At 36.5% G+C, this 18,098-nt stretch carries 20 protein-coding genes; 12 read left to right on the top strand and 8 right to left on the bottom strand.

The genetic code is table 11. The annotated features are described in order from the left end of the window. Positions 1–3 precede the first annotated feature (3 nt). The 3 genes from CRS_RS06070 to CRS_RS06080 all read right to left on the bottom strand — a co-directional run bounded on the left by CRS_RS06070 (position 4) and on the right by CRS_RS06080 (position 2,463). Positions 4–1,122, bottom strand: coding sequence for a serine hydrolase (locus CRS_RS06070; RefSeq protein WP_142723181.1), 1,119 nt, complete (start codon positions 1,120–1,122; stop codon positions 4–6). 3 nt (positions 1,123–1,125) lie between these two features. Further along, positions 1,126–1,875, bottom strand: coding sequence for a 23S rRNA (guanosine(2251)-2'-O)-methyltransferase RlmB (gene rlmB / locus CRS_RS06075; RefSeq protein ID WP_142723182.1), 750 nt, complete (start codon positions 1,873–1,875; stop codon positions 1,126–1,128). Between the two features lie 114 nt (positions 1,876–1,989). After that, positions 1,990–2,463, bottom strand: coding sequence for a DinB family protein (locus tag CRS_RS06080; RefSeq protein ID WP_142723183.1), 474 nt, complete (start codon positions 2,461–2,463; stop codon positions 1,990–1,992). A gap of 252 nt (positions 2,464–2,715) precedes the next feature. Between CRS_RS06080 and CRS_RS06085 the strand changes: the two genes are divergently transcribed. From CRS_RS06085 to CRS_RS06130, 10 genes are all read left to right on the top strand, one after another. Further along, positions 2,716–3,720 carry a MoxR family ATPase gene (locus tag CRS_RS06085; RefSeq protein WP_041461642.1) on the top strand — a complete coding sequence of 335 codons (1,005 nt, stop codon included), beginning with the start codon at positions 2,716–2,718 and terminating at the stop codon, positions 3,718–3,720. After that, positions 3,720–4,178, top strand: a complete 459-nt coding sequence (locus tag CRS_RS06090) for a GNAT family N-acetyltransferase (RefSeq protein WP_142723184.1) — start codon at positions 3,720–3,722, stop codon at positions 4,176–4,178. Before CRS_RS06085 ends, CRS_RS06090 begins: the two co-directional genes overlap by 1 nt. 52 nt (positions 4,179–4,230) lie before the next feature. Then, positions 4,231–5,094 (top strand): DUF58 domain-containing protein, encoded by an 864-nt coding sequence (locus CRS_RS06095; RefSeq protein ID WP_142723185.1) that lies wholly within the window; start codon positions 4,231–4,233, stop codon positions 5,092–5,094. A gap of 56 nt (positions 5,095–5,150) precedes the next feature. Further along, complete coding sequence (locus CRS_RS06100) at positions 5,151–6,047, top strand: BatD family protein (protein ID WP_142723186.1); 897 nt, start codon at positions 5,151–5,153, stop codon at positions 6,045–6,047. Continuing rightward, complete coding sequence (locus tag CRS_RS06105; protein ID WP_142723187.1) at positions 6,040–7,032, top strand: VWA domain-containing protein; 993 nt, start codon at positions 6,040–6,042, stop codon at positions 7,030–7,032. Before CRS_RS06100 ends, CRS_RS06105 begins: the two co-directional genes overlap by 8 nt. Then, a complete protein-coding gene (locus CRS_RS06110; RefSeq protein ID WP_142723188.1) occupies positions 7,032–8,039 on the top strand; it encodes a VWA domain-containing protein in 1,008 nt (335 codons plus the stop codon). The genes CRS_RS06105 and CRS_RS06110 overlap by 1 nt, the downstream gene beginning before the upstream one ends. A gap of 100 nt (positions 8,040–8,139) precedes the next feature. Next, positions 8,140–8,883: a tetratricopeptide repeat protein gene (locus CRS_RS06115; protein ID WP_142723189.1), complete on the top strand. Its 744-nt coding sequence runs from the start codon at positions 8,140–8,142 to the stop codon at positions 8,881–8,883. Further along, positions 8,883–10,622, top strand: a complete 1,740-nt coding sequence (locus CRS_RS06120) for a BatD family protein (RefSeq protein WP_142723190.1) — start codon at positions 8,883–8,885, stop codon at positions 10,620–10,622. Before CRS_RS06115 ends, CRS_RS06120 begins: the two co-directional genes overlap by 1 nt. A 44-nt stretch (positions 10,623–10,666) precedes the next feature. Further along, a complete protein-coding gene (locus tag CRS_RS06125) occupies positions 10,667–11,269 on the top strand; it encodes a MarC family protein (protein WP_062674416.1) in 603 nt (200 codons plus the stop codon). A 5-nt stretch (positions 11,270–11,274) separates the two neighbouring features. Then, the gene (locus CRS_RS06130) at positions 11,275–11,475 is read left to right on the top strand and encodes a hypothetical protein (protein ID WP_142723191.1); all 201 of its coding nucleotides are present in this window, start codon (positions 11,275–11,277) and stop codon (positions 11,473–11,475) included. Positions 11,476–11,716: 241 nt separating this feature from the next. Here CRS_RS06130 and CRS_RS06135 read toward each other — a convergent pair whose 3' ends face one another. From CRS_RS06135 to CRS_RS06155, 5 genes are all read right to left on the bottom strand, one after another. Beyond that, the gene (locus CRS_RS06135; RefSeq protein WP_142723192.1) at positions 11,717–12,685 is read right to left on the bottom strand and encodes a chorismate-binding protein; all 969 of its coding nucleotides are present in this window, start codon (positions 12,683–12,685) and stop codon (positions 11,717–11,719) included. Between the two features lie 159 nt (positions 12,686–12,844). Next, on the bottom strand, positions 12,845–13,273 hold the full coding sequence (locus tag CRS_RS06140) for a PaaI family thioesterase (protein WP_002977570.1): 429 nt from the start codon (positions 13,271–13,273) through the stop codon (positions 12,845–12,847). Positions 13,274–13,298: 25 nt separating this feature from the next. After that, the gene (locus CRS_RS06145) at positions 13,299–13,907 is read right to left on the bottom strand and encodes a 1-acyl-sn-glycerol-3-phosphate acyltransferase (protein WP_142723193.1); all 609 of its coding nucleotides are present in this window, start codon (positions 13,905–13,907) and stop codon (positions 13,299–13,301) included. 316 nt (positions 13,908–14,223) lie between these two features. Beyond that, complete coding sequence (locus CRS_RS06150) at positions 14,224–15,945, bottom strand: PspC domain-containing protein (protein ID WP_142723194.1); 1,722 nt, start codon at positions 15,943–15,945, stop codon at positions 14,224–14,226. A gap of 11 nt (positions 15,946–15,956) precedes the next feature. Next, positions 15,957–16,286 carry a PadR family transcriptional regulator gene (locus CRS_RS06155; RefSeq protein ID WP_142723195.1) on the bottom strand — a complete coding sequence of 110 codons (330 nt, stop codon included), beginning with the start codon at positions 16,284–16,286 and terminating at the stop codon, positions 15,957–15,959. Positions 16,287–16,800: 514 nt separating this feature from the next. Between CRS_RS06155 and CRS_RS06160 the strand changes: the two genes are divergently transcribed. Then, positions 16,801–17,502, top strand: coding sequence for a hypothetical protein (locus tag CRS_RS06160; RefSeq protein WP_142723196.1), 702 nt, complete (start codon positions 16,801–16,803; stop codon positions 17,500–17,502). 1 nt (position 17,503) lies between these two features. Then, the gene (locus CRS_RS06165; RefSeq protein WP_142723197.1) at positions 17,504–18,094 is read left to right on the top strand and encodes an HD family hydrolase; all 591 of its coding nucleotides are present in this window, start codon (positions 17,504–17,506) and stop codon (positions 18,092–18,094) included. Positions 18,095–18,098 lie beyond the last annotated feature (4 nt).

Consider the following 18,098-nt stretch of genomic DNA (forward strand, 5'->3'; position numbering starts at 1 on the left):
ACTTTATTTTTTACTACTATTTCTTAATAAATTGTCTGCAATATCCTGCAGTTTTCCCTGAGATTCTCCATCAGATTCATTGGAAAGTATTACGACTCCCATGTTTTTTGAAGGATAAATCTGAAGTACACTTGAAAAACCAAATGTACCTCCTGTATGATAAACGGTTTGAGTTCCATCTTCATACGTGTGTAACCTCCAGTACAGGCCAATAGCATCTCCTTTACTTTTTACATAAGGAATATGAGAGGCTTTCACATACTTATTACTTTCATCCAAATGGTATTTCATATATTTTACCAGATCTTCTGTCGTGGATAGAACTCCACCTGCCGGGCCAAAAATTGTGGTGAAATTCCTGGGCATTACTTTTCCTTTTTCATTATAACAAGTCAATAGCTGTGCAGAATTCGTACCAAGAATAGTATGATTCATTTTCAAAGGCTTTGTAATATACTCTGCAAGGAGATCTGCATAGCTTTTATGGTATACTTTTTCCAGGATATCTCCTGCGATTTGCGTTCCCGTATTGGAATATTTATACTCTAAGCCCGGAACAAAATCCAGTTTAGCCTGATGAAGATCCTCATAAAACTTCTTTTTAGAATAGTTTTTATAAAAATCAGACAGGGCTAAAGCAATGGAGTCCATTGGCTTTTTGAAGGTTTCTGACTGATCCGGTAAAAATTGCGGTAATCCTGACGAATGATTGGTAAGGTTTCCAATGATTATAGGATGCTTTTCAAATTCAAGATTAGGATAATTTCCTATATATTTTCGGATATCATCATCCATTTTGACTTTACCGTCTACTAAGGCATGAGCCAGAAGCGTTCCGGTAAAGGTTTTGGTAATGGAAGCAATCTCATACAGACTTTTGGAGGTTGGGAGTTGTTGTTGCCCCAGTTCCGTGGTTCCATAATTATAAAAATAACTTTTACCATCTTTAAAAACACCTATTGAAAGCCCTACACGTGAAGGATCCTGCATATAGACCAGAGCTTCTTTCTGAACCATTTTATCAAGATCAGTCGTAAGCCTGTTGTCTGTTGCTATTTTTTTTGATTGGGCATTAAAAACCAACGGGACAAAAAATAAGGATAAAAGTGATTGTATTTTCATCGTTTACGGATTGGGTATTACAGTCATTTTCTGCCTTACCGCTTCATATAAAATTGCTCCACATGCTACAGAAACATTCAGGGATTGGGTTTTTCCTTCAATAGGAAGTTTTATTTTTTCGTCAGCATGATGTAATACTTCTTTAGAGATTCCGGTTTCTTCATTTCCCATCACAACAGCACATGGCTCTGTAAAGTTCACATCATAGATTAATTTCTGAGCTTTTTCACTGGCTGCATACACAGAAATTCCGCTTTGCTGAAGAAAGTCTACCGTATGTGCAAGGTTATTTTCCTTACATATCTTGATATTGTAGATTGCTCCTGCTGAAGTTTTTATGGCATCAGAATTGATAGGAGCGGCTCCTTTTTCCGGAATGATAACGGCATCAATACCTACACATTCTGCCGTTCTGCAGATGGCCCCAAAATTTCTTACATCAGTAAGTCTGTCCAGAATCAAAAGAAAAGGGGTTTTTCCCTGTTCGAATAACTGTGGAACAATATCCTCCACTTTATGAAACGGAACATCCGAAATAAAAGCAACCAAACCCTGGTGGTTTTTTCTTGTAAAACGGTTTAGTTTTTCAACCGGAACATAATTGGGACGGATTTTATTTTTCGCTAAAATGGCTTTTAATTCAGCATAAATAGGACCCTGAAGTGCGTTCTGCACAAAGATCTTGTCAATTGTTTTTCCCGCTTCAATTGCTTCAATAACGGGACGCAGCCCGAAAATAAAATCGTCTTTCATTGAAAATGTATTATATAGTTATAGAGTGAATTTGTCAATCGTGAATTTTACTTTGTAAGTCAATTTGTTGGATGTATATTCACATCTGACCATTGACTTGCGCAGCAAGATTCACTATCTTCCTTTCTCTCCTAAAATTGCTCTTTTCTGTGACAACACATACCCGTAGTGAAGACTTTCGTGCATGTTGTTGAAGATAATGGCATCCTGGATGCTTTTCAGATCCATCCCGAAACTTGTGGTATAGGGAGTATAGTCAGAAAAAAAATCGCTGTCATAATCCTTCATCAGAATCTTCGAAGTTTCTGTAAGTAAAAATTCTAAATCCTCCACTTCTGATTTCTGAACATTTAAGTTGGGTAAGGTCCCTTTCTTATAGGTTTCTATCCAATATTTATCAATACGGAACGGATTTCCGCTCAGATAGTAGTGCAGCAGCTGCTGTGTGGCAACCGTATGTGCAATATTCCAGTAAATATTGTTGTTGAAACCATCCGGAATCAGAATCAGATCTTCATGAGATGTGTTCTGAAGAATGCCTAAAAGGTTCTTTCTTACCTGTCTGTGTGCTTGAAAATGATAATTCATTTTGCAAAATTTTTTAATCTCCAAAAATAGTTTAATAAACTGGAAATGACAATTTTTGAGCGGGAGATTAAAGTGAAATTTATATATTTTTATGAAAAAAAAGGATAATCTTATTGAGTTTTAAGGCTTCAGCCATTCTTGATCTTGCATAAATGCTGGAATATTTAACAAACTTTAACTCAAAAATGGCATTTATTATGTTGATTAATGCAAGTATTTATCAGAAATTTACCACTTATTTTAAATCAAGCTATGTCAGAGATATATCAAGCTGAAGATATCCGCCAATTGACGGAAAAAGTAAAAGAAAAAAACTACTTATTTTCTCTTCTGAGACAGGAAATCAACAAAGTTATTATTGGGCAGGAATACATGGTAGACCGTCTTTTGGTTGGGCTTTTGGGGAATGGTCACGTTCTTCTTGAGGGAGTGCCCGGACTGGCCAAAACCTTAGCGATAAAAACGCTTGCAGATGCTGTTCATGGAGAGTTTTCAAGGATTCAGTTTACACCGGATTTACTTCCTGCAGACGTAGTGGGAACCATGATCTATAATATCAAAGACAATGATTTTTCTATAAAAAAAGGTCCTGTATTTGCAAATTTTGTACTGGCTGATGAGATCAACCGTGCACCGGCCAAAGTACAGTCGGCCCTTCTGGAAGTAATGCAGGAAAAACAGGTGACTATTGGTGATGAAACCATGAAGCTTCCAAAACCATTCCTGGTATTGGCAACCCAAAACCCGATTGATCAGGAAGGAACTTATCTGCTGCCTGAAGCGCAAAGCGACCGTTTTATGCTGAAATGCACGATCGATTATCCTGCTTTTGAAGATGAAAGACAGGTGATGAGAATGGTTTCAACTTCACACCAACCTACTGTGAAACCGGTGATTTCACTTCAGGACATTGTAGACGCTAAAGAATTGATCAACCAGATTTATCTGGATGAGAAAATTGAAAAATATATTCTGGATATGGTATTTGCCACACGTTATCCTGAGAACTACGGGCTTTCTGAACTTAAAAATTATATCAGTTTCGGAGCCTCCCCAAGAGCCTCCATTAATCTTGCTATCGCTTCAAGAGCCTACGCATTCTTGAAAGGAAGAGCATTTGTAATTCCGGAAGATGTTAAAGCGTTGGCAAAAGATGTCTTAAGACACAGAATGGGCTTAACATTCGAGGCTGAAGCCGAAGAGATTTCAACAGAAGAAATCATCAACAGAATTTTAGCAAAAATCCAGGCACCATAATGAGTGAAGTGATCATAAGAAAAGCAATTCTGGAAGACTGTGCTTCCATGTTGGATTTAATCAGAGAATTGGCAGAATATGAAAAAGCATTGCATGAAGTAACCGTAACGCTGGAAGATTTTATTCAGGATGGTTTTGGTACTTCTCCGGTATGGGGAGCTTTTGTGGCGGAATATGAAGAGAAAATAGTTGGGATATCATTGTATTATGACCGCTATTCAACATGGAAAGGGAGAAGGCTGTATCTTGAAGATCTTGTAGTAACGGAAAAATTGAGAGGAAAGCAGATTGGAAAGAAACTGTTTGATGCAACGCTGGAACATGGAAAATTAAATAATTACAGCGGAATGGTGTTTCAGGTATTGAACTGGAACGAACCAGCTATCAATTTTTATAAAAAATACAGTACAAAGTTTGACAGCGAGTGGCTGAATGTATCTATTGAGTTAAAAGATTAACCCGGATCCCGCATCGATATTAAACTTTGAATATTAAATTTTAAACTTGTCTATGCAGATAAAAGATATTGTAAAAAAAGTAAAGCAGATTGAAATCCGTACCAGAAAAAAGACGGAGGCTGCTTTGATGGGACAATATCACAGTGCCTTTAAAGGGCAGGGAATGACTTTTTCTGAAGTTCGTCCCTATCAGTTTGGCGATGAGATCAGGAGAATCGACTGGAATAAGACCGCACGTTTCCGTGAACCGTTCGTAAAGGTAATGGAAGAAGAAAGAGAGCTGACGATGATGATTCTCGTTGATATTTCTGCTTCCATGGATTACGGAACAAAAGTTCAGCTGAAAAGAGAATATGTAGCAGAAATTGCTGCGAGTTTAGGCTTTTCTGCTGCCGGGAATAATGATAAAGTAGGACTGATCCTTTTTGCTGATAAAGTATACAAGGTAATTCCTCCTCAGAAAGGAAGAAAACATATTCTGTCCATTATCAGTAATATCCTGACGGCAGATTATGTTCCGGCAGAATCTAAAATAGACAAAGCGCTGGAATACATGATGGGGATATTTAAAAGGAAATCTCTGGTATTCCTGTTTTCAGACTTTGAAGATGGCTATGATTCCAAAATGCTGAGAGTGGCTTCAAAGAAACACCAGCTGCTGGGAATGAGGATTTATGATGAAAAGGATAATGAAATTCCTGATGTAGGATATGCCCTTTTGTATGATGCAGAAACCGGAAAGGAGATCTGGGCTAATACCTCCAGCGCAAGATGGAGATATACTTTTGCAGAAGCTCAGAAACAAAAGCTGAGAGCTTTGGAAGAAGATTTTGCCAACAGCTCTGCAAGTTTTATGAATATCAATACAGGATCAGATTATTCAAAATTACTGTATAATTACTTTCAGAAAAAATAACATCGGGCTTTGTCCGTAAATAAAAATATCAGGCAGCTGCCTTTATTATTGTAACATTGAGAAAAATATTTTTAATACTACCTTTTCTGATCTGTGCAAATGTTTTTTCACAGATATTATCCTCTAATGTAGAAAAGAAAACCCTTGCACTGGGAGAAACCAATCATATTACCATAAAGATTGATAATCTTAATGGGCAGAAAGTTGCTTCAGCTCCGAAAAATGAGCTGCTTCCTTTTCATTTTGAAGAAACTAAAGACAGTATCGGGCAAAATGCCAATTCTTATGAAAGGAAAATTGAATTTGCTGTTTTTGATGAAGGGAAATTTACCATTCCGGAACTGGAATTCAAAGTGGGGGATAAAATACTTAAAACAATCCCCTATGAGATAGATGTCATCAATACTGCTCAGAAAGCAGACCAGATTAATGATATCATGAAAAACAAGGAAGTCAAACTTGAGGCGAAGGATTATTGGGAGCTTTATAAGTTTTATATTCTGGCAGCACTGGCAGCAATTGCTTTGATTATTGCTATTATTATGTTTGTAAAATGGGGCAGAAAGTCGAAGAGTTCCCCTGTGGTGGCTACTAACCAGACTTTGAAAGAGCTGGATTCACTTAAAAAGAAAAAATATATTGAGGGAGGTAATTTTCGGTCTTTTTATGTTGAATTGATTGATATTTCCAGAACCTTTATTACCAGACAATATCAGCTTCCGGCGGATGTCCTTCTTACTGATGACCTTATTGATGTCATGAAAAAGAATAATACAATTTCCCAGGATAACGAAAAAATTGTGGAAGATGTATTTCTGAGAGGCGATCTGGTGAAATTTGCCAAAACTTTTCCTGATAAGGAAACTATGGAAAAAGATTTTGCCAATATCAGGGAGTTTGTAAAAAGATCATCTAAGGATTTAGAATTCGAAAACTTAAGAAAGGATGTTTAATTTTGAGTTTTACAGCCCATGGTTTTTACTGCTTTTTCTGCTGTTTATCCCACTTTTAATTAAAGATATCGGGAGAAAGAAAAGAAAGGGTATAAAGGTGCCTACAATAAAAAACATGGATCACAGCGGTGGCATACAAGGGGTACTTTTTTTACTGAAAATCTCAAAATATATCATTCTTTCCGCTTTGATTATTGCCATGGCAAGGCCGAGAACGTTTACAATTTCTCAGGATAGAGATGATACAAAGGGAGTAGATATTATGTTATCTATTGATGTGTCTTTAAGTATGCTGGCAAAGGATTTAAATCCTGATCGTATTACGGCACTGAAGGATATTGCGGTAAAATTTGTCCAGAAACGTCCTAATGACAGGATAGGAGTGGTGGCTTATGCTGCGGAAGCTTTTACAAAAGTCCCTGTTACATCGGATCATCAGGTTGTTGTTGATGAAATTAAAAATCTGAATTCTGCCGGCCTTGAAGCAGGTACGGCGATTGGAGAAGGGCTTTCCGTTGCTGTGAATCATTTGATTAAAAGCAAAGCTAAAAGTAAAGTAGTCATCCTGATGACCGATGGGGTAAGCAATATCCAGAATGCGATTCCTCCACAGGTTGCTGCCGAACTGGCAAAAAATAATAATATAAAGGTATATGCAATCGGAATCGGGACCAATGGTTATGCTCTGATGCCGACATCGCAGGACATCTTTGGAGATCTTATCTTTACTGAAGCAGAGGTTACCATTGATGAAAATACTTTAAGAGAAATCGCACAGACTACAGGAGGAAAATATTTCAGAGCCACTTCAAACAGCAGTCTGGAAGAAGTATATGATGAGATTAACCAGCTGGAGAAGTCAGATGTGAAAGTTTCCAAGCTTTACAACTATGAGGAATATTTTAAGATTTTCCTTTGGATTGCTTTGGGAATGCTGGTGTTTGATGCACTGTTGAGATGGGTTTTTTATAAAATTTTAAGCTGATGAGTTGGTCTTTAGGAAATTATTGGTATTTGTTTTTACTGTTGCTTCTGCCGCTGTTAGCTTCTTTTATGATCCGTTTCTTACAATGGAGAAACAAAAAAAGAGAAATTTTTGCAGCCAGTCAGTTTCATGATAACTTATTTGAAAAGAAATCAGGATTTACAAAGTTTTTTCCTGCGCTCTATCTATTAGGGACCTTATTTTTGATATTCTCTATCATTGATCTTCTGAATGGATCGGAAGAAGTAAAGAGTACCCAGAAGCTGAATAATGTAATTTTTATGCTGGATGTGTCCAATTCTATGAATGCTGAGGATATAGACCCAAGCCGTCTCTCAGAAGCTAAGAATCTGATGACAGCCTCCTTGAAGAAAATGACTAATGATAAGGTTGGTATTGTGATTTTTGCCGGACAGGCAATGTCTATTATGCCTCTTACTACTGATTATAACTCTGCGGAAACTTATATCAGCGGTATTGAAACCAATTCAATGCAGATTCAGGGGACAGATTTTCTGAAAGGGATGCAGGCTGCAGTGGAGAAGTTTAAAAATGTAAGCAAAGGTTCCAGAAAAGTTGTTTTACTGAGCGATGGTGAAGATAATGAAGGGAATGATAATGCAGCTATACGATTAGCCAACAAAGAAGGAATAAGCATTACTTCTGTAGGAATTGGTACAGATGAAGGAGCTCCGGTTCCGGAATATGTATTTGGGCAGCTGATGGGTTATAAAACCGATATGAATGGGGGAACAGTAATCTCAAAAAGACAAACCGAAGCTTTGAAGAAAATGGCTGAATCTACAGGCGGTACTTATATTGACGGAAATAACATCAATGAAGCTCCGGACAGAATCGTAGATGCTGTGAATAAGAAGTCTGCAGGCGCAGAAACCATGGTGAAATCACAGAATGCTAATCATTATTATCAATATTTTCTTGCAGTATCTATTCTGTTTTTCTTTTTAATTTATATTTTTAATCCAAAAAAGGATTTTAATGTGTAGTTTTTCCTTTATTTATAGAAGAAATTCTACAAGTACTTTAACCGAATTTTAACAAATAAAACTCTGTTTCTTAACATATAAAGGAATAATTTTGCAAGTGATGAATACTAAAATCATATTTTTGTCGTTTATTGTTGTCATCTCATTCTCAGGCTTCTTGTTTGGGCAGGAAAGCTATAAGAATTTAGTTCATGAAGGCAATCAGAAATTTGACGGTAAAGACTATGATGGTGCTTCTTCAAAATATATGGAAGCAATAAAATCCAATGATAAAGATTTTACTGCTCATTATAACATGGGGAATGCTTTATACAAAAGTAAAAAATACGAAGAAGCAAAAGCAGAGTTTGAAAAAGCAGAAAAGCTTTCACAGACACTTCCTGATAAAACAGCAGCTCTGCATAATTTAGGAAATGCTTATATGCAGATGAATCAGCCTGAAAAAGCAGCTGATTATTATAAAAAAGCCCTGAAGCAGGATCCCTACAGTGAGGTAACCCGTAAAAATTATGAAATTGCCAAACTGAAAGAAAAAGAAAAACAACAACAAAAAAACGAACAGAATAACTCAGGAAAAGGCGGCGGCGGAAATGATCAGAACAAAGGTGACGATCAGAGAGGCGACAAAGACAAAAAACAGGATCAGGGTAACGGCCCTCAGAACGAAGGTAAAAGTGACCAGGGTGACAATCCTAAGCAGAATCAGAATAACGAAGGCAGGATGCCAAAGAATCTTGAAAATGCGATCTTAGATAAAATAAACGAAAAAGAAAAAGAAACCGCCAGAAGAATTTTAAATAAAAATTCTTATTCGATGCCTGAAAGCAACGAGAAAGATTGGTGATGCAGCACAAATTGATTTACATATTGCTTACTCTTGCGTCCGTAATTACTTACGGACAGGTAAATCTTTCTATGGATGCAGATAAATCAGAGTATGCAGGTAAGGATATCATCAATCTTACTATTGTTCTTGAACTTAACGGAAGTGACCTTGTGCAGCAGACAGGTTTCCAGCTTCCGGATCTTTCAAAATTTAATATCATAGGAAGCGGATCTGTTACCAATACCGTGATTGATCCGGCCACCAACACTTTAATTACCCAAAAGGTATCCAGAATTGCCCTTGAACCAAAGAAAAAAGGGAAAATAAAAATTGGTTCAGTATTGGTTACTGTCAATAACAGAATTTACAAAACAGAACCGTTTGATATCAATATCCGTGATCTTGTAGACAGAAGATCGTTGGCTGCCAATACCTCCAATGATGTTTATCTGAATATGGAGATCGAGGACAGAGATGTCTATCAGGACCAGCCTACAGTAGCTGTTTTGAGAGTGTACTCAAGAAACATGGATAACCTGAGAAAGGTGAAAAATATTCATCTTCCAAAACAGGATAATATCAATGTACATCCTATCAGTTTTGATAAATCTGAGATAGATCCGTCCGGATATGCCAATATGCCCTCACAGGTTCTGGCTATGTTTATGGTATTTCCGAATGAAGCAGGGTATGTGGAAGTTCCGGGAGTATCCGCATCACTAAGTACTTATTCAAATAAAACCAAAATTGTTTCCAATAAAGTTAAAATCAATGTAAGGAAGCTCCCTGAAGGAGCTCCAGAATGTTTTAAAAATGCTGTTGGAAACTTTAATGTAAACGTATATAACGCTTCTAAAGAAAAACCGGAAGCTAAAAAACCTCTGAATGTGGTAGTGAAAGTTTCAGGTGAAGGTAATTTACCGGATATGGAACTTCCCAAAATTGCGGCTTCTCCGGATTATGAAGTATTTGCTCCGAAAATTACATCTAAAGTTGCTCCGGGAACTGCAGGGATGAAGGGTGAAATCCTTGCTAATTATGTAATTATTCCAAAAAAATCAGGGGCAATCTCCATTAAAACTGAGCAGTTTGCTTTCTTTAATCCTGAAAATAAAGAATATGTAGATTTGGGGCAGAAAACACTGGATCTGAATGCATTTTCTCACGATCAGATTATGGAGGCCCGCTCTACTGTGGAAAAAGTAAATGAGTATACCAATAATCTTCTGGAGACGGTGAATACTCCGGTTTTAAAAACCACTTCATTCAAAGTAAAAGAAAAGAGCAAATTTCACTGGAATATTCTTCTGACAAATATTGCTATTCTGATAAGCTTATTTATAGCCTATCTGTTATTTAAAAATTGGCAAAAAAAACGTACATTAGTTAGGGAAACTGTACCGTCAAAACCTTTAGGATCAGTAGCTGAAACAGAAAAAGAGATCCGGGAATTGATGAAAACGGACATCAATGATTACTTTGGATATCTGGAAAATCTTAAAGATAACGGAGAGTATGAAAAGTTTTTTGCTACACTGGAAGAATTGGACGAGGAAGTAAGAAGCCAGTATTTTCAGGGTTCTGCCATGGAGTTTAAGACTTTTCTTGAAAAGCACAAAGGTTCTTCTGTTGCTGAGGAATACAGTAAATTGCAGCAGAAAGTTCAGATGGAAAAATATAATCCTGTAAGGTCTGCTGAAGGTCTTGAAGAACTTTTGAAAACAATTGTTAATTTATATTCACAAATTAGCAAATAATCAGTTTATTTTCATATTTTTGCGAAATTTTTAATTACAAAGAGATGGAAATTTTTGATGGTTTTTCTTTTAAAGAGATTGTTACCAGCTTTATGGTTCTTTTTGCCGTTATCGATATCATCGGCTCAGTTCCTATTATAGTAAGCCTTCAACAGAAGTTTGGGCAGATTGAAGCAGGAAAGGCTGCAATCACTGCCGGAGCTATTATGATTGTTTTTCTATTTGTGGGAAACAAGATCCTTAAACTTATTGGAGTTGATGTCAATTCCTTTGCCATTGCCGGAGCTTTTGTGATTTTTGTCATAGCTCTGGAAATGATTCTGGGAATTGAAATCAATAAAACAACTGAAGCAAAGGCCGCATCTATTGTCCCCATCGCATTTCCGCTGGTTGCAGGAGCTGGAACTTTAACGACTGCACTATCCCTGAGAGCTGAATTTCATGATATTAATATTATCTGCGGAATTATTCTTAATACAATTTTCGTATATTTGGTGCTGAAATCAGCGAAATGGTTGGAGAAGAAAATCGGGGATGCTACTTTAATGATCCTTCAGAAAGTTTTCGGAATCATCCTTTTGGCAATTTCAATTAAATTATTCACCGCAAATTTTGCCCAGCTGGTGCAGAATTATATTAATTTTTAAGAGTCATGAAGAAGTTTTATAAAGTATTTTTAGTACTGTTTCTTGTTTTCATCACCATCAATCTTTATGCTATCAACTGGCAGGCAACAGATATTTTGGGAGATGAGGATAATGTTAGGTTTGTATTCTCAGCTGGTGCTGCTGCAATAGGCCTTATCTTACTTTTTGTAATGGATACCTGGAGCAGAATTGGTTTAAAGAAATAAATTGAATATTTCAATATAGATATAGCCTCTTTCTTTTTTGAAGGAGGTTTTTTATTGGGTAATAGGTTGGAGGTTTTAGGTGTTAGAATGAATACAACGCAAAGCTCACAAAGTTTTTATTCATGCTTTAAAATCGTTCGCAAAGGCGTTGTCACTCAGCAAAGAAAATAACACCAAAATCAGTGCAAACCATTGCAAATTGCGGTTAGAACTTTACAACGATAGAAAATTCTACAAAATTCTATGAAATAACTAAATTTTTCAATATTGCTTCAGACTTCAGTTCGGTTTCTCTCCATTCTTTTTCAGGGTTACTTTGGGCTGTTATTCCGCCTCCTACAAAAACGTGTACAGAGTCTTTGTAGAGTCTTGCGCAACGCAGGTTCACAAAATAAAAGATGCTCTCTTGTGTTTCGATCTTAATATAACCGGCATATAACTCACGTGGAAATTTTTCGTATTTACGGATATTTTCGTTGCAAAAATCTTTAGGGATACCACAAACGGCTGGAGTAGGGTGTAAATCCTGAATGAGGCTGTCAAGATATTCGGGTTTTATATGGGTTTTAAAGTCTGTTCGCAGGTGCTTTATATTTCCGGAAATATGATCATATGTTTCCGACTGTTTTACATCGTCGGAATAACTTTTAAGAATATCCTGAATGTAAGTGGTAACCGGCTTCTGTTCTTCAATTTCTTTTTCAGACCATTCCTCGGATACCGGAAGGGTTCCGGCAAGAGCCATCGTTTCAAATTCATGGGTAGTTTTGTCAAACTTTCCTAATACTTCTGAGAAAGCTCCCATCCATGCATTTTGCCCATCATTAAAGAGATATCTGAAAGCATTCGGATAGGATGCACATAGATTTTTAAAACTTTCCTTATAATCAATTGCTGTAAAGTCTTTGAAAATCTTTCTTCGCGAGTAGACAAGCTTTGCCAGGCTATTTTCTTTAATGACTTCAATTACTTCCTGCAATGTTTTGCAGTACTCTTCTTTAGTCTCGGCAGAAGAATTGGTTGAATCATTTATCAAATTTTCATTTGCAATAAAAATATGTGAAAATTCTGAAGGATCAATTTCAGTAATATCTCCATGAAAACTGATCTGATCTAAGCCGTTATAAGCAAAAAAGGTAACTGCATTCTTTTTGTTTTTTTGATCAGCTGATAGTAGTCTTTCGTCGAATGGAAGTTTGAAATAAATCATGAGTTATGAAGGATTTTGAAAATCATCAGCGGAAAATAATAGAGAAAATTTCCACGATGATTTTCCTTTCTGCAAAGGTATTACTAGTCTTAAAGATGTCAAAATTAAAAGAGCTTAAATTTATTTTAAGCTCTTTATTTTTTTATCTAGATCAAATTCTTATCTGTGAATAATGTTATTGGTCATTGTCGTATGATTAATAAGAACGCCCTTTTCGTCGCGGATTTCAATTTCAGAAACGTGCATGGTTTTTCCTTTTCGGATAAAACGTGCTGTCGCGGTTACAATACCGTCTTTTTTGCTTCTTAGGTGATTGGAGTTGATATTGGTTCCCACTCCATAATACTTTTCGCCATCAATAAAAATATTGGACAGGCTTGAACCCAAAGTTTCAGCTAAAACACAGCTGGCCCCTCCATGCATGATACCAAAAGGTTGATGAGTTCTCGGAAGAACTGGCATTGTTGCGGTAAGGGTTTCGTTTTCAAGATCAATATCGATGAATTTTATTTCAAGTGTTTTGGCAAGGGTTACGTCTCCCCAGTTATTGATAAAAGCTAATATTTCTTCTTTTGTCTGGCCTTTCATTTTACAATTGCTAAATGATGATTGATTAATTCTGTTTTACACTGTCCTGTTCATTCCCGGTTCCCATAATATTGGGATTCCAGTTGGCCGGAACTTTAGGAACAATATCATTTTTTATATAATAATCCTGAATCTCCTGCATGATCTCAGAAAAAGGTACCGATGCTATTCTTTCATAAGGGATCGTGTATCCCAGGTAAACAATTTTTCTTTTGAAATCACCTGCTGCCAGTACGATAGGAACCTTTGCTGCCAAAGCCATATGATAAAATCCTTTTCTCCATTTCGGAACCCAGCTTCTGGTTCCTTCCGGGGTTATTACAAGACTGAAGTCCTCTTTAGAAAACTGGTTGGCCACGAAGTTCACCAGGTCGTTTTTCTGGCTTCTGTCAATCCCTATACCTCCAAGCCCTTTTACGATACTTCCATACCAGGCTTTGGTATGAGCGTCTTTAATAATAATTTTTAAAGGCTTTTCTAAAGACCAGTAGGCGAAATTTCCTAAAATGTATTCCATGTTATGGGTATGGGGAGCCACTACCAGTATACATCTGTTCAGGTTGTTGACATCGCCCTGCAGAACGACTTTCCAGCCTAATATCTTTAACATTGCTTTGCCTATCAGCTTTTTCATAGATTTCTTGGATTAAAAACAAAAAAGTATAACCAAACTTTGGTTATACTTTACAAATATATTGAAATATTATCGCTCTTAAAACAAACCGCTAATTAAATCTACGATTTTCATTACGAATTCCATTGCAAATTGTATCATGATAAGGCTGTGTTTTTGGTTGATTGGTTATTAAATTTTTAGCTTTACGAAATTAAAACATTTTTTTCATATAAGAAACTAAATACTGTTTTATTTTCACTTTTCTGAGAGAAGAAGGGTGTGAATTTCAAACGGTTGCCATCCACTCACACCTTCTACCACTCTCTGAAGTTAATTATTTAGTTTGTATGGAAATTTCGTTTTTTCCGTCTTTGATCTTGATGTCCATATCTTTATTTGATTTTTTGATATTGGACACTGCAGAGTCAATTACTTTCTTTGCCTGGCTGTTTGGAACTTTTTTGCCGTTTACAATGATGCTGTCTTTGTCATCAGAGTTGTATTCGATACTGGAACCGTTTACCGTTATTTTATTTTTTTCAATTCTGACATTGTTATGATCTTCATCTCTGTCCTGATCTTCGTCATTGATACCGTCTCCGTCTAAATCTCCGTCCATGTGGATACGATCTTTATTCATGGATAAAACAACTGCTTTTTGCGGAACCACAAGTTCATAGTCCAGGCTGTAGTCTCTGAATCTGTGCTCATATGGATATTTTATGTAATTAGGAAGTAATACTTTATTATTGACCACTTCTACTGGAACCGTCATCTGAATTGGGAAGTTATAGCCTTTTCCTTCTTTTTTAATGATCAGATATGGTGTTTTGATATCTGGTTTTCTGGTTACATCTACAGAGATATAATCTTCTTCATAAACGGATCTTTTATCTGAATAAATATCATTATTATAAGCTTTGAAATTCTGAGGGATATTAACCTGTTTTACATCTACATATACTGTATCTGAAGTTGTATTGATGGCAACATTTTCCACATCTTCCTTGCTTCCTCTGTAGATCATATCTTTCTTAGCCATGCTGATTCCAAAGTAAGTTCCCAGGCCGATCAGAAGAAGGAACAAACCTCCTACAACCCATCCGATATTTCTCAGTTTTGTTTTCGGAGAGAATATCTTGATGCTTAATAAGCTGAAAAGGATTGCCGGGATTAAACTTCCTATGACCATCATTGCTGCCAGTACTTTGTCAAGTCCCTGATCATCCATGTAGAATCTGATTTCATTAGCTCCGGGAAAGTCTGTATCCATCCCGAAAAGACCGAATAATACAAATACTCCGATAATACTTCCTACTGCCATCAATACGAAGAATCCTCCTACGATGTACTTGAATACATTCCAAACTCCGCTGCTTGCGTTGTTGATATAAGGTTTGTTTTCGTTATAGATTTCTCCGACCCTCTGAGTAGATTCATTGGCAAACTGTACCAATTTATTAGACTCATTCTTAAGATTGTCGAAGTTCATAGGCTTTCCCTGCATTTTCAGGAAATCTGCTGCGGTCTCAGCTTTTGGAAGTACGATCCAAAGAATTACATATAAAAGACCTATTAACGATGAAGAAATGGCTGCTGTAAAAATTCCTAAGATGAATATTCCCAGCCAGATTGCTCTCATCGTGGTAATGTCCATACCTACATATTGAGCCAAACCTGCACAAACCCCGGCAACTTTTTGTTTTTCCGGATCACGGAACAGTTGTTTTTTGTCTGTATAACCGGTTCCTGAATTATTTTTTCTGTTAGAAGTTTTTTCAGAAAAATAAGCCTCTTCCTGTTCTTCGATTTTTTCAGGGCTTCCGATCTGTGCGATTACCTTTTCTACATCGGTATCGTTGATCACTTCACGTTTTCCTAAAGAATCTTTGAAAATCTCCACCATTCTTATTTCTATGTCATGCATTACCTCATCTGCTTCTGAAGCTTCCAGTGAGCTTCTCAGTGCATTCAGGTAGTCGCTGAGCTTTATATATGCGTGTTCTTCTATGGTAAAAGAAAAACCTGCGAGTCCTATTGAGAGTGTCTTGTTCATAGCTTTGTTTTTTAATTTTGTTGGGTGATTTGGTTTACTGAAGCTGTCAGCTCATTCCATGTATTTTGAAGTTCATCCAGGAAAAGTTTTCCTTTTTCAGTGATCTGATAATATTTTCTGGGTGGTCCTCCTGTAGATTCTTCCCATCTGTAAGAGAGAAATTCTCCGTTTTTAAGTCTTGTAAGAAGAGGGTAGAGGGTCCCTTCCACTACATCCAGTTTTCCTTTTTTCAGTTCGTCAATAAGATCGGAAACATACATTTCGCGATGATTGATGAGACTTAGAATACAGAATTCCAGAATTCCTTTTCGCATTTGCGCTTTGGTATTTTCGGTATTCATCTTTGATAAGTTTTGTTAATTAGTTATATTTTTAGAAAGATGCTCCTAGCTAGCTGAGCCTATTCTAATTTTACATTACAAAGATATGTAAATAAAATGGTATTATGCAATACAAAGTAGTGAAATTTTTAAAATAAAATATATAATATGTTAATAATCAGATAGATAATTTTTATTCTGAATTTTGAATAAAATAAATTTAGACAGAAAATACCTGAAAATTTAAACTTTTAATAGAATGGAGAGAAAAAATAGCCTTTTACTTAATTCTTATTCCCATTACTGATACATAGCCCTGATAGAAGTGGTTACCCCACAGCAGGCATTGGATTCTTCGGTTACATTCAGAATGAAAGCCCTGGCGCGAGGAGTATGAACGGATAGCAGGAAAAGCTTGCTATAAATTTTCTGTTTAAAGAACCGGCTATTTTATAAGTCATTGGAATTTTGAGATCGGTATTATGATTCGTATTTTTGTTAGCAATTAAAAATACCTAAATCACTTACTATTACCATGGATTTATTTAATCAATATAAGCATATATCGGCTTTTGTTTTGCTTGGGCCAGCATGCTTCGGGCAATATCAGTTTGAAGTTAAAGATGTATCAAAAAGTTATGATGCTGTTATCCAGATAGAAAATTGTTATGATGACAGATGTGGAGGAAAAGGTACAGTAGAGTTATTTGATCATAAAAACAGCAAGGTACAGACCTTTATTTCTGATGACCTTGTTTTATATGCAGAGAAAGGTCAAAAACTGGTTCCGGGAAAATTGATTCCGCTTTCAAAGGACCAACGGTGTGTGATTATAGATGACTTTAATTTTGACGGAACCGAAGATGTGGCTATAAGGAACGGAAATATGGGGAATTACAGTGGTGCCTCTTATGACGTATATGTCTTCAATAAAACAAGAATGGCATTTGTAAAAAGTGAAGAGCTTACAGAACTAGGTTCAAACGGTCTTGATATTTTTGATGTGGACGCCCGGCGCAAACGCCTTATTTCTTATGGAAAATCCGGCTGCTGTGATATTTTTACCATAGAATATGCCGTCATTCCCAATAAAGGACTTGATAAAGTCTTTGAAAAAGAAGAAGATATGACCGTAGAAGGCCGCGTAAAAGTGACCACCAAAGAAAAGCTCAATAATAAATGGATTACCAAAACAAAGGTATATCCGTCAGATCAATATAACAGAAATAAGAAGTAAGATGAAAATTCAGAAAGAAATTGATTTTATCCTGGCAGTAGATGCACTTAAAAACGTGCAGAGAAGAAATTATAATGCAGACGACTCCCGAAGAGAGAATACCGCAGAGCATTCGTGGCAGATTATCATTCTGGCTCAGATTCTTTATCCATATGCCAAAAACCGTGCGGATATCGATTTATTAAGAGTGATAAGAATGCTTTCTATTCATGATCTTGTGGAGATAGAGGCCGGAGATACTTTTATTTTTGACGAAAAAGCAATGGTGGGGAAGTTTGAAAGAGAAAAAGCATCTGCCCAAAAGATCTTTGGAATACTGGATGAACCTTTACGAACAGAGTTTTTTAATTTATGGCTGGAGTTTGAAGATGAGAAAACTCCTGATGCTGTCTTTGCCTGCGGAATCGACAGAATCATGCCATTCATCCTGAATTCCCATACGACAGGAAAGAGCTGGACTGAAGCAGGAGTGACAGAGAGGCAGATCCGAAATATGCTTGAAAATGCAATCAGCAGAGCATCAGATGAAATGGGAGAGGCTTTTGAGTTTTTATTGAACAGGAATCTGGAAACGGAAAAAGTTTTGAAATAATTTA

The sequence above is a fragment of the Chryseobacterium sp. ON_d1 genome (genome assembly GCF_006829085.1).
Classification (GTDB): domain Bacteria; phylum Bacteroidota; class Bacteroidia; order Flavobacteriales; family Weeksellaceae; genus Chryseobacterium.

Coding starts and splice junctions, on each gene's coding strand:
- CRS_RS06070 (WP_142723181.1), bottom strand. CDS start 1,122: ATGAAAATACAATCACTTTTATCCTTATTTTTTGTCCCGTTGGTTTTT.
- rlmB (WP_142723182.1), bottom strand. CDS start 1,875: ATGAAAGACGATTTTATTTTCGGGCTGCGTCCCGTTATTGAAGCAATT.
- CRS_RS06080 (WP_142723183.1), bottom strand. CDS start 2,463: ATGAATTATCATTTTCAAGCACACAGACAGGTAAGAAAGAACCTTTTA.
- CRS_RS06085 (WP_041461642.1), top strand. CDS start 2,716: ATGTCAGAGATATATCAAGCTGAAGATATCCGCCAATTGACGGAAAAA.
- CRS_RS06090 (WP_142723184.1), top strand. CDS start 3,720: ATGAGTGAAGTGATCATAAGAAAAGCAATTCTGGAAGACTGTGCTTCC.
- CRS_RS06095 (WP_142723185.1), top strand. CDS start 4,231: ATGCAGATAAAAGATATTGTAAAAAAAGTAAAGCAGATTGAAATCCGT.
- CRS_RS06105 (WP_142723187.1), top strand. CDS start 6,040: ATGTTTAATTTTGAGTTTTACAGCCCATGGTTTTTACTGCTTTTTCTG.
- CRS_RS06110 (WP_142723188.1), top strand. CDS start 7,032: ATGAGTTGGTCTTTAGGAAATTATTGGTATTTGTTTTTACTGTTGCTT.
- CRS_RS06115 (WP_142723189.1), top strand. CDS start 8,140: ATGAATACTAAAATCATATTTTTGTCGTTTATTGTTGTCATCTCATTC.
- CRS_RS06120 (WP_142723190.1), top strand. CDS start 8,883: ATGCAGCACAAATTGATTTACATATTGCTTACTCTTGCGTCCGTAATT.
- CRS_RS06125 (WP_062674416.1), top strand. CDS start 10,667: ATGGAAATTTTTGATGGTTTTTCTTTTAAAGAGATTGTTACCAGCTTT.
- CRS_RS06130 (WP_142723191.1), top strand. CDS start 11,275: ATGAAGAAGTTTTATAAAGTATTTTTAGTACTGTTTCTTGTTTTCATC.
- CRS_RS06135 (WP_142723192.1), bottom strand. CDS start 12,685: ATGATTTATTTCAAACTTCCATTCGACGAAAGACTACTATCAGCTGAT.
- CRS_RS06140 (WP_002977570.1), bottom strand. CDS start 13,273: ATGAAAGGCCAGACAAAAGAAGAAATATTAGCTTTTATCAATAACTGG.
- CRS_RS06145 (WP_142723193.1), bottom strand. CDS start 13,907: ATGAAAAAGCTGATAGGCAAAGCAATGTTAAAGATATTAGGCTGGAAA.
- CRS_RS06150 (WP_142723194.1), bottom strand. CDS start 15,945: ATGAACAAGACACTCTCAATAGGACTCGCAGGTTTTTCTTTTACCATA.
- CRS_RS06155 (WP_142723195.1), bottom strand. CDS start 16,286: ATGAATACCGAAAATACCAAAGCGCAAATGCGAAAAGGAATTCTGGAA.
- CRS_RS06160 (WP_142723196.1), top strand. CDS start 16,801: ATGGATTTATTTAATCAATATAAGCATATATCGGCTTTTGTTTTGCTT.
- CRS_RS06165 (WP_142723197.1), top strand. CDS start 17,504: ATGAAAATTCAGAAAGAAATTGATTTTATCCTGGCAGTAGATGCACTT.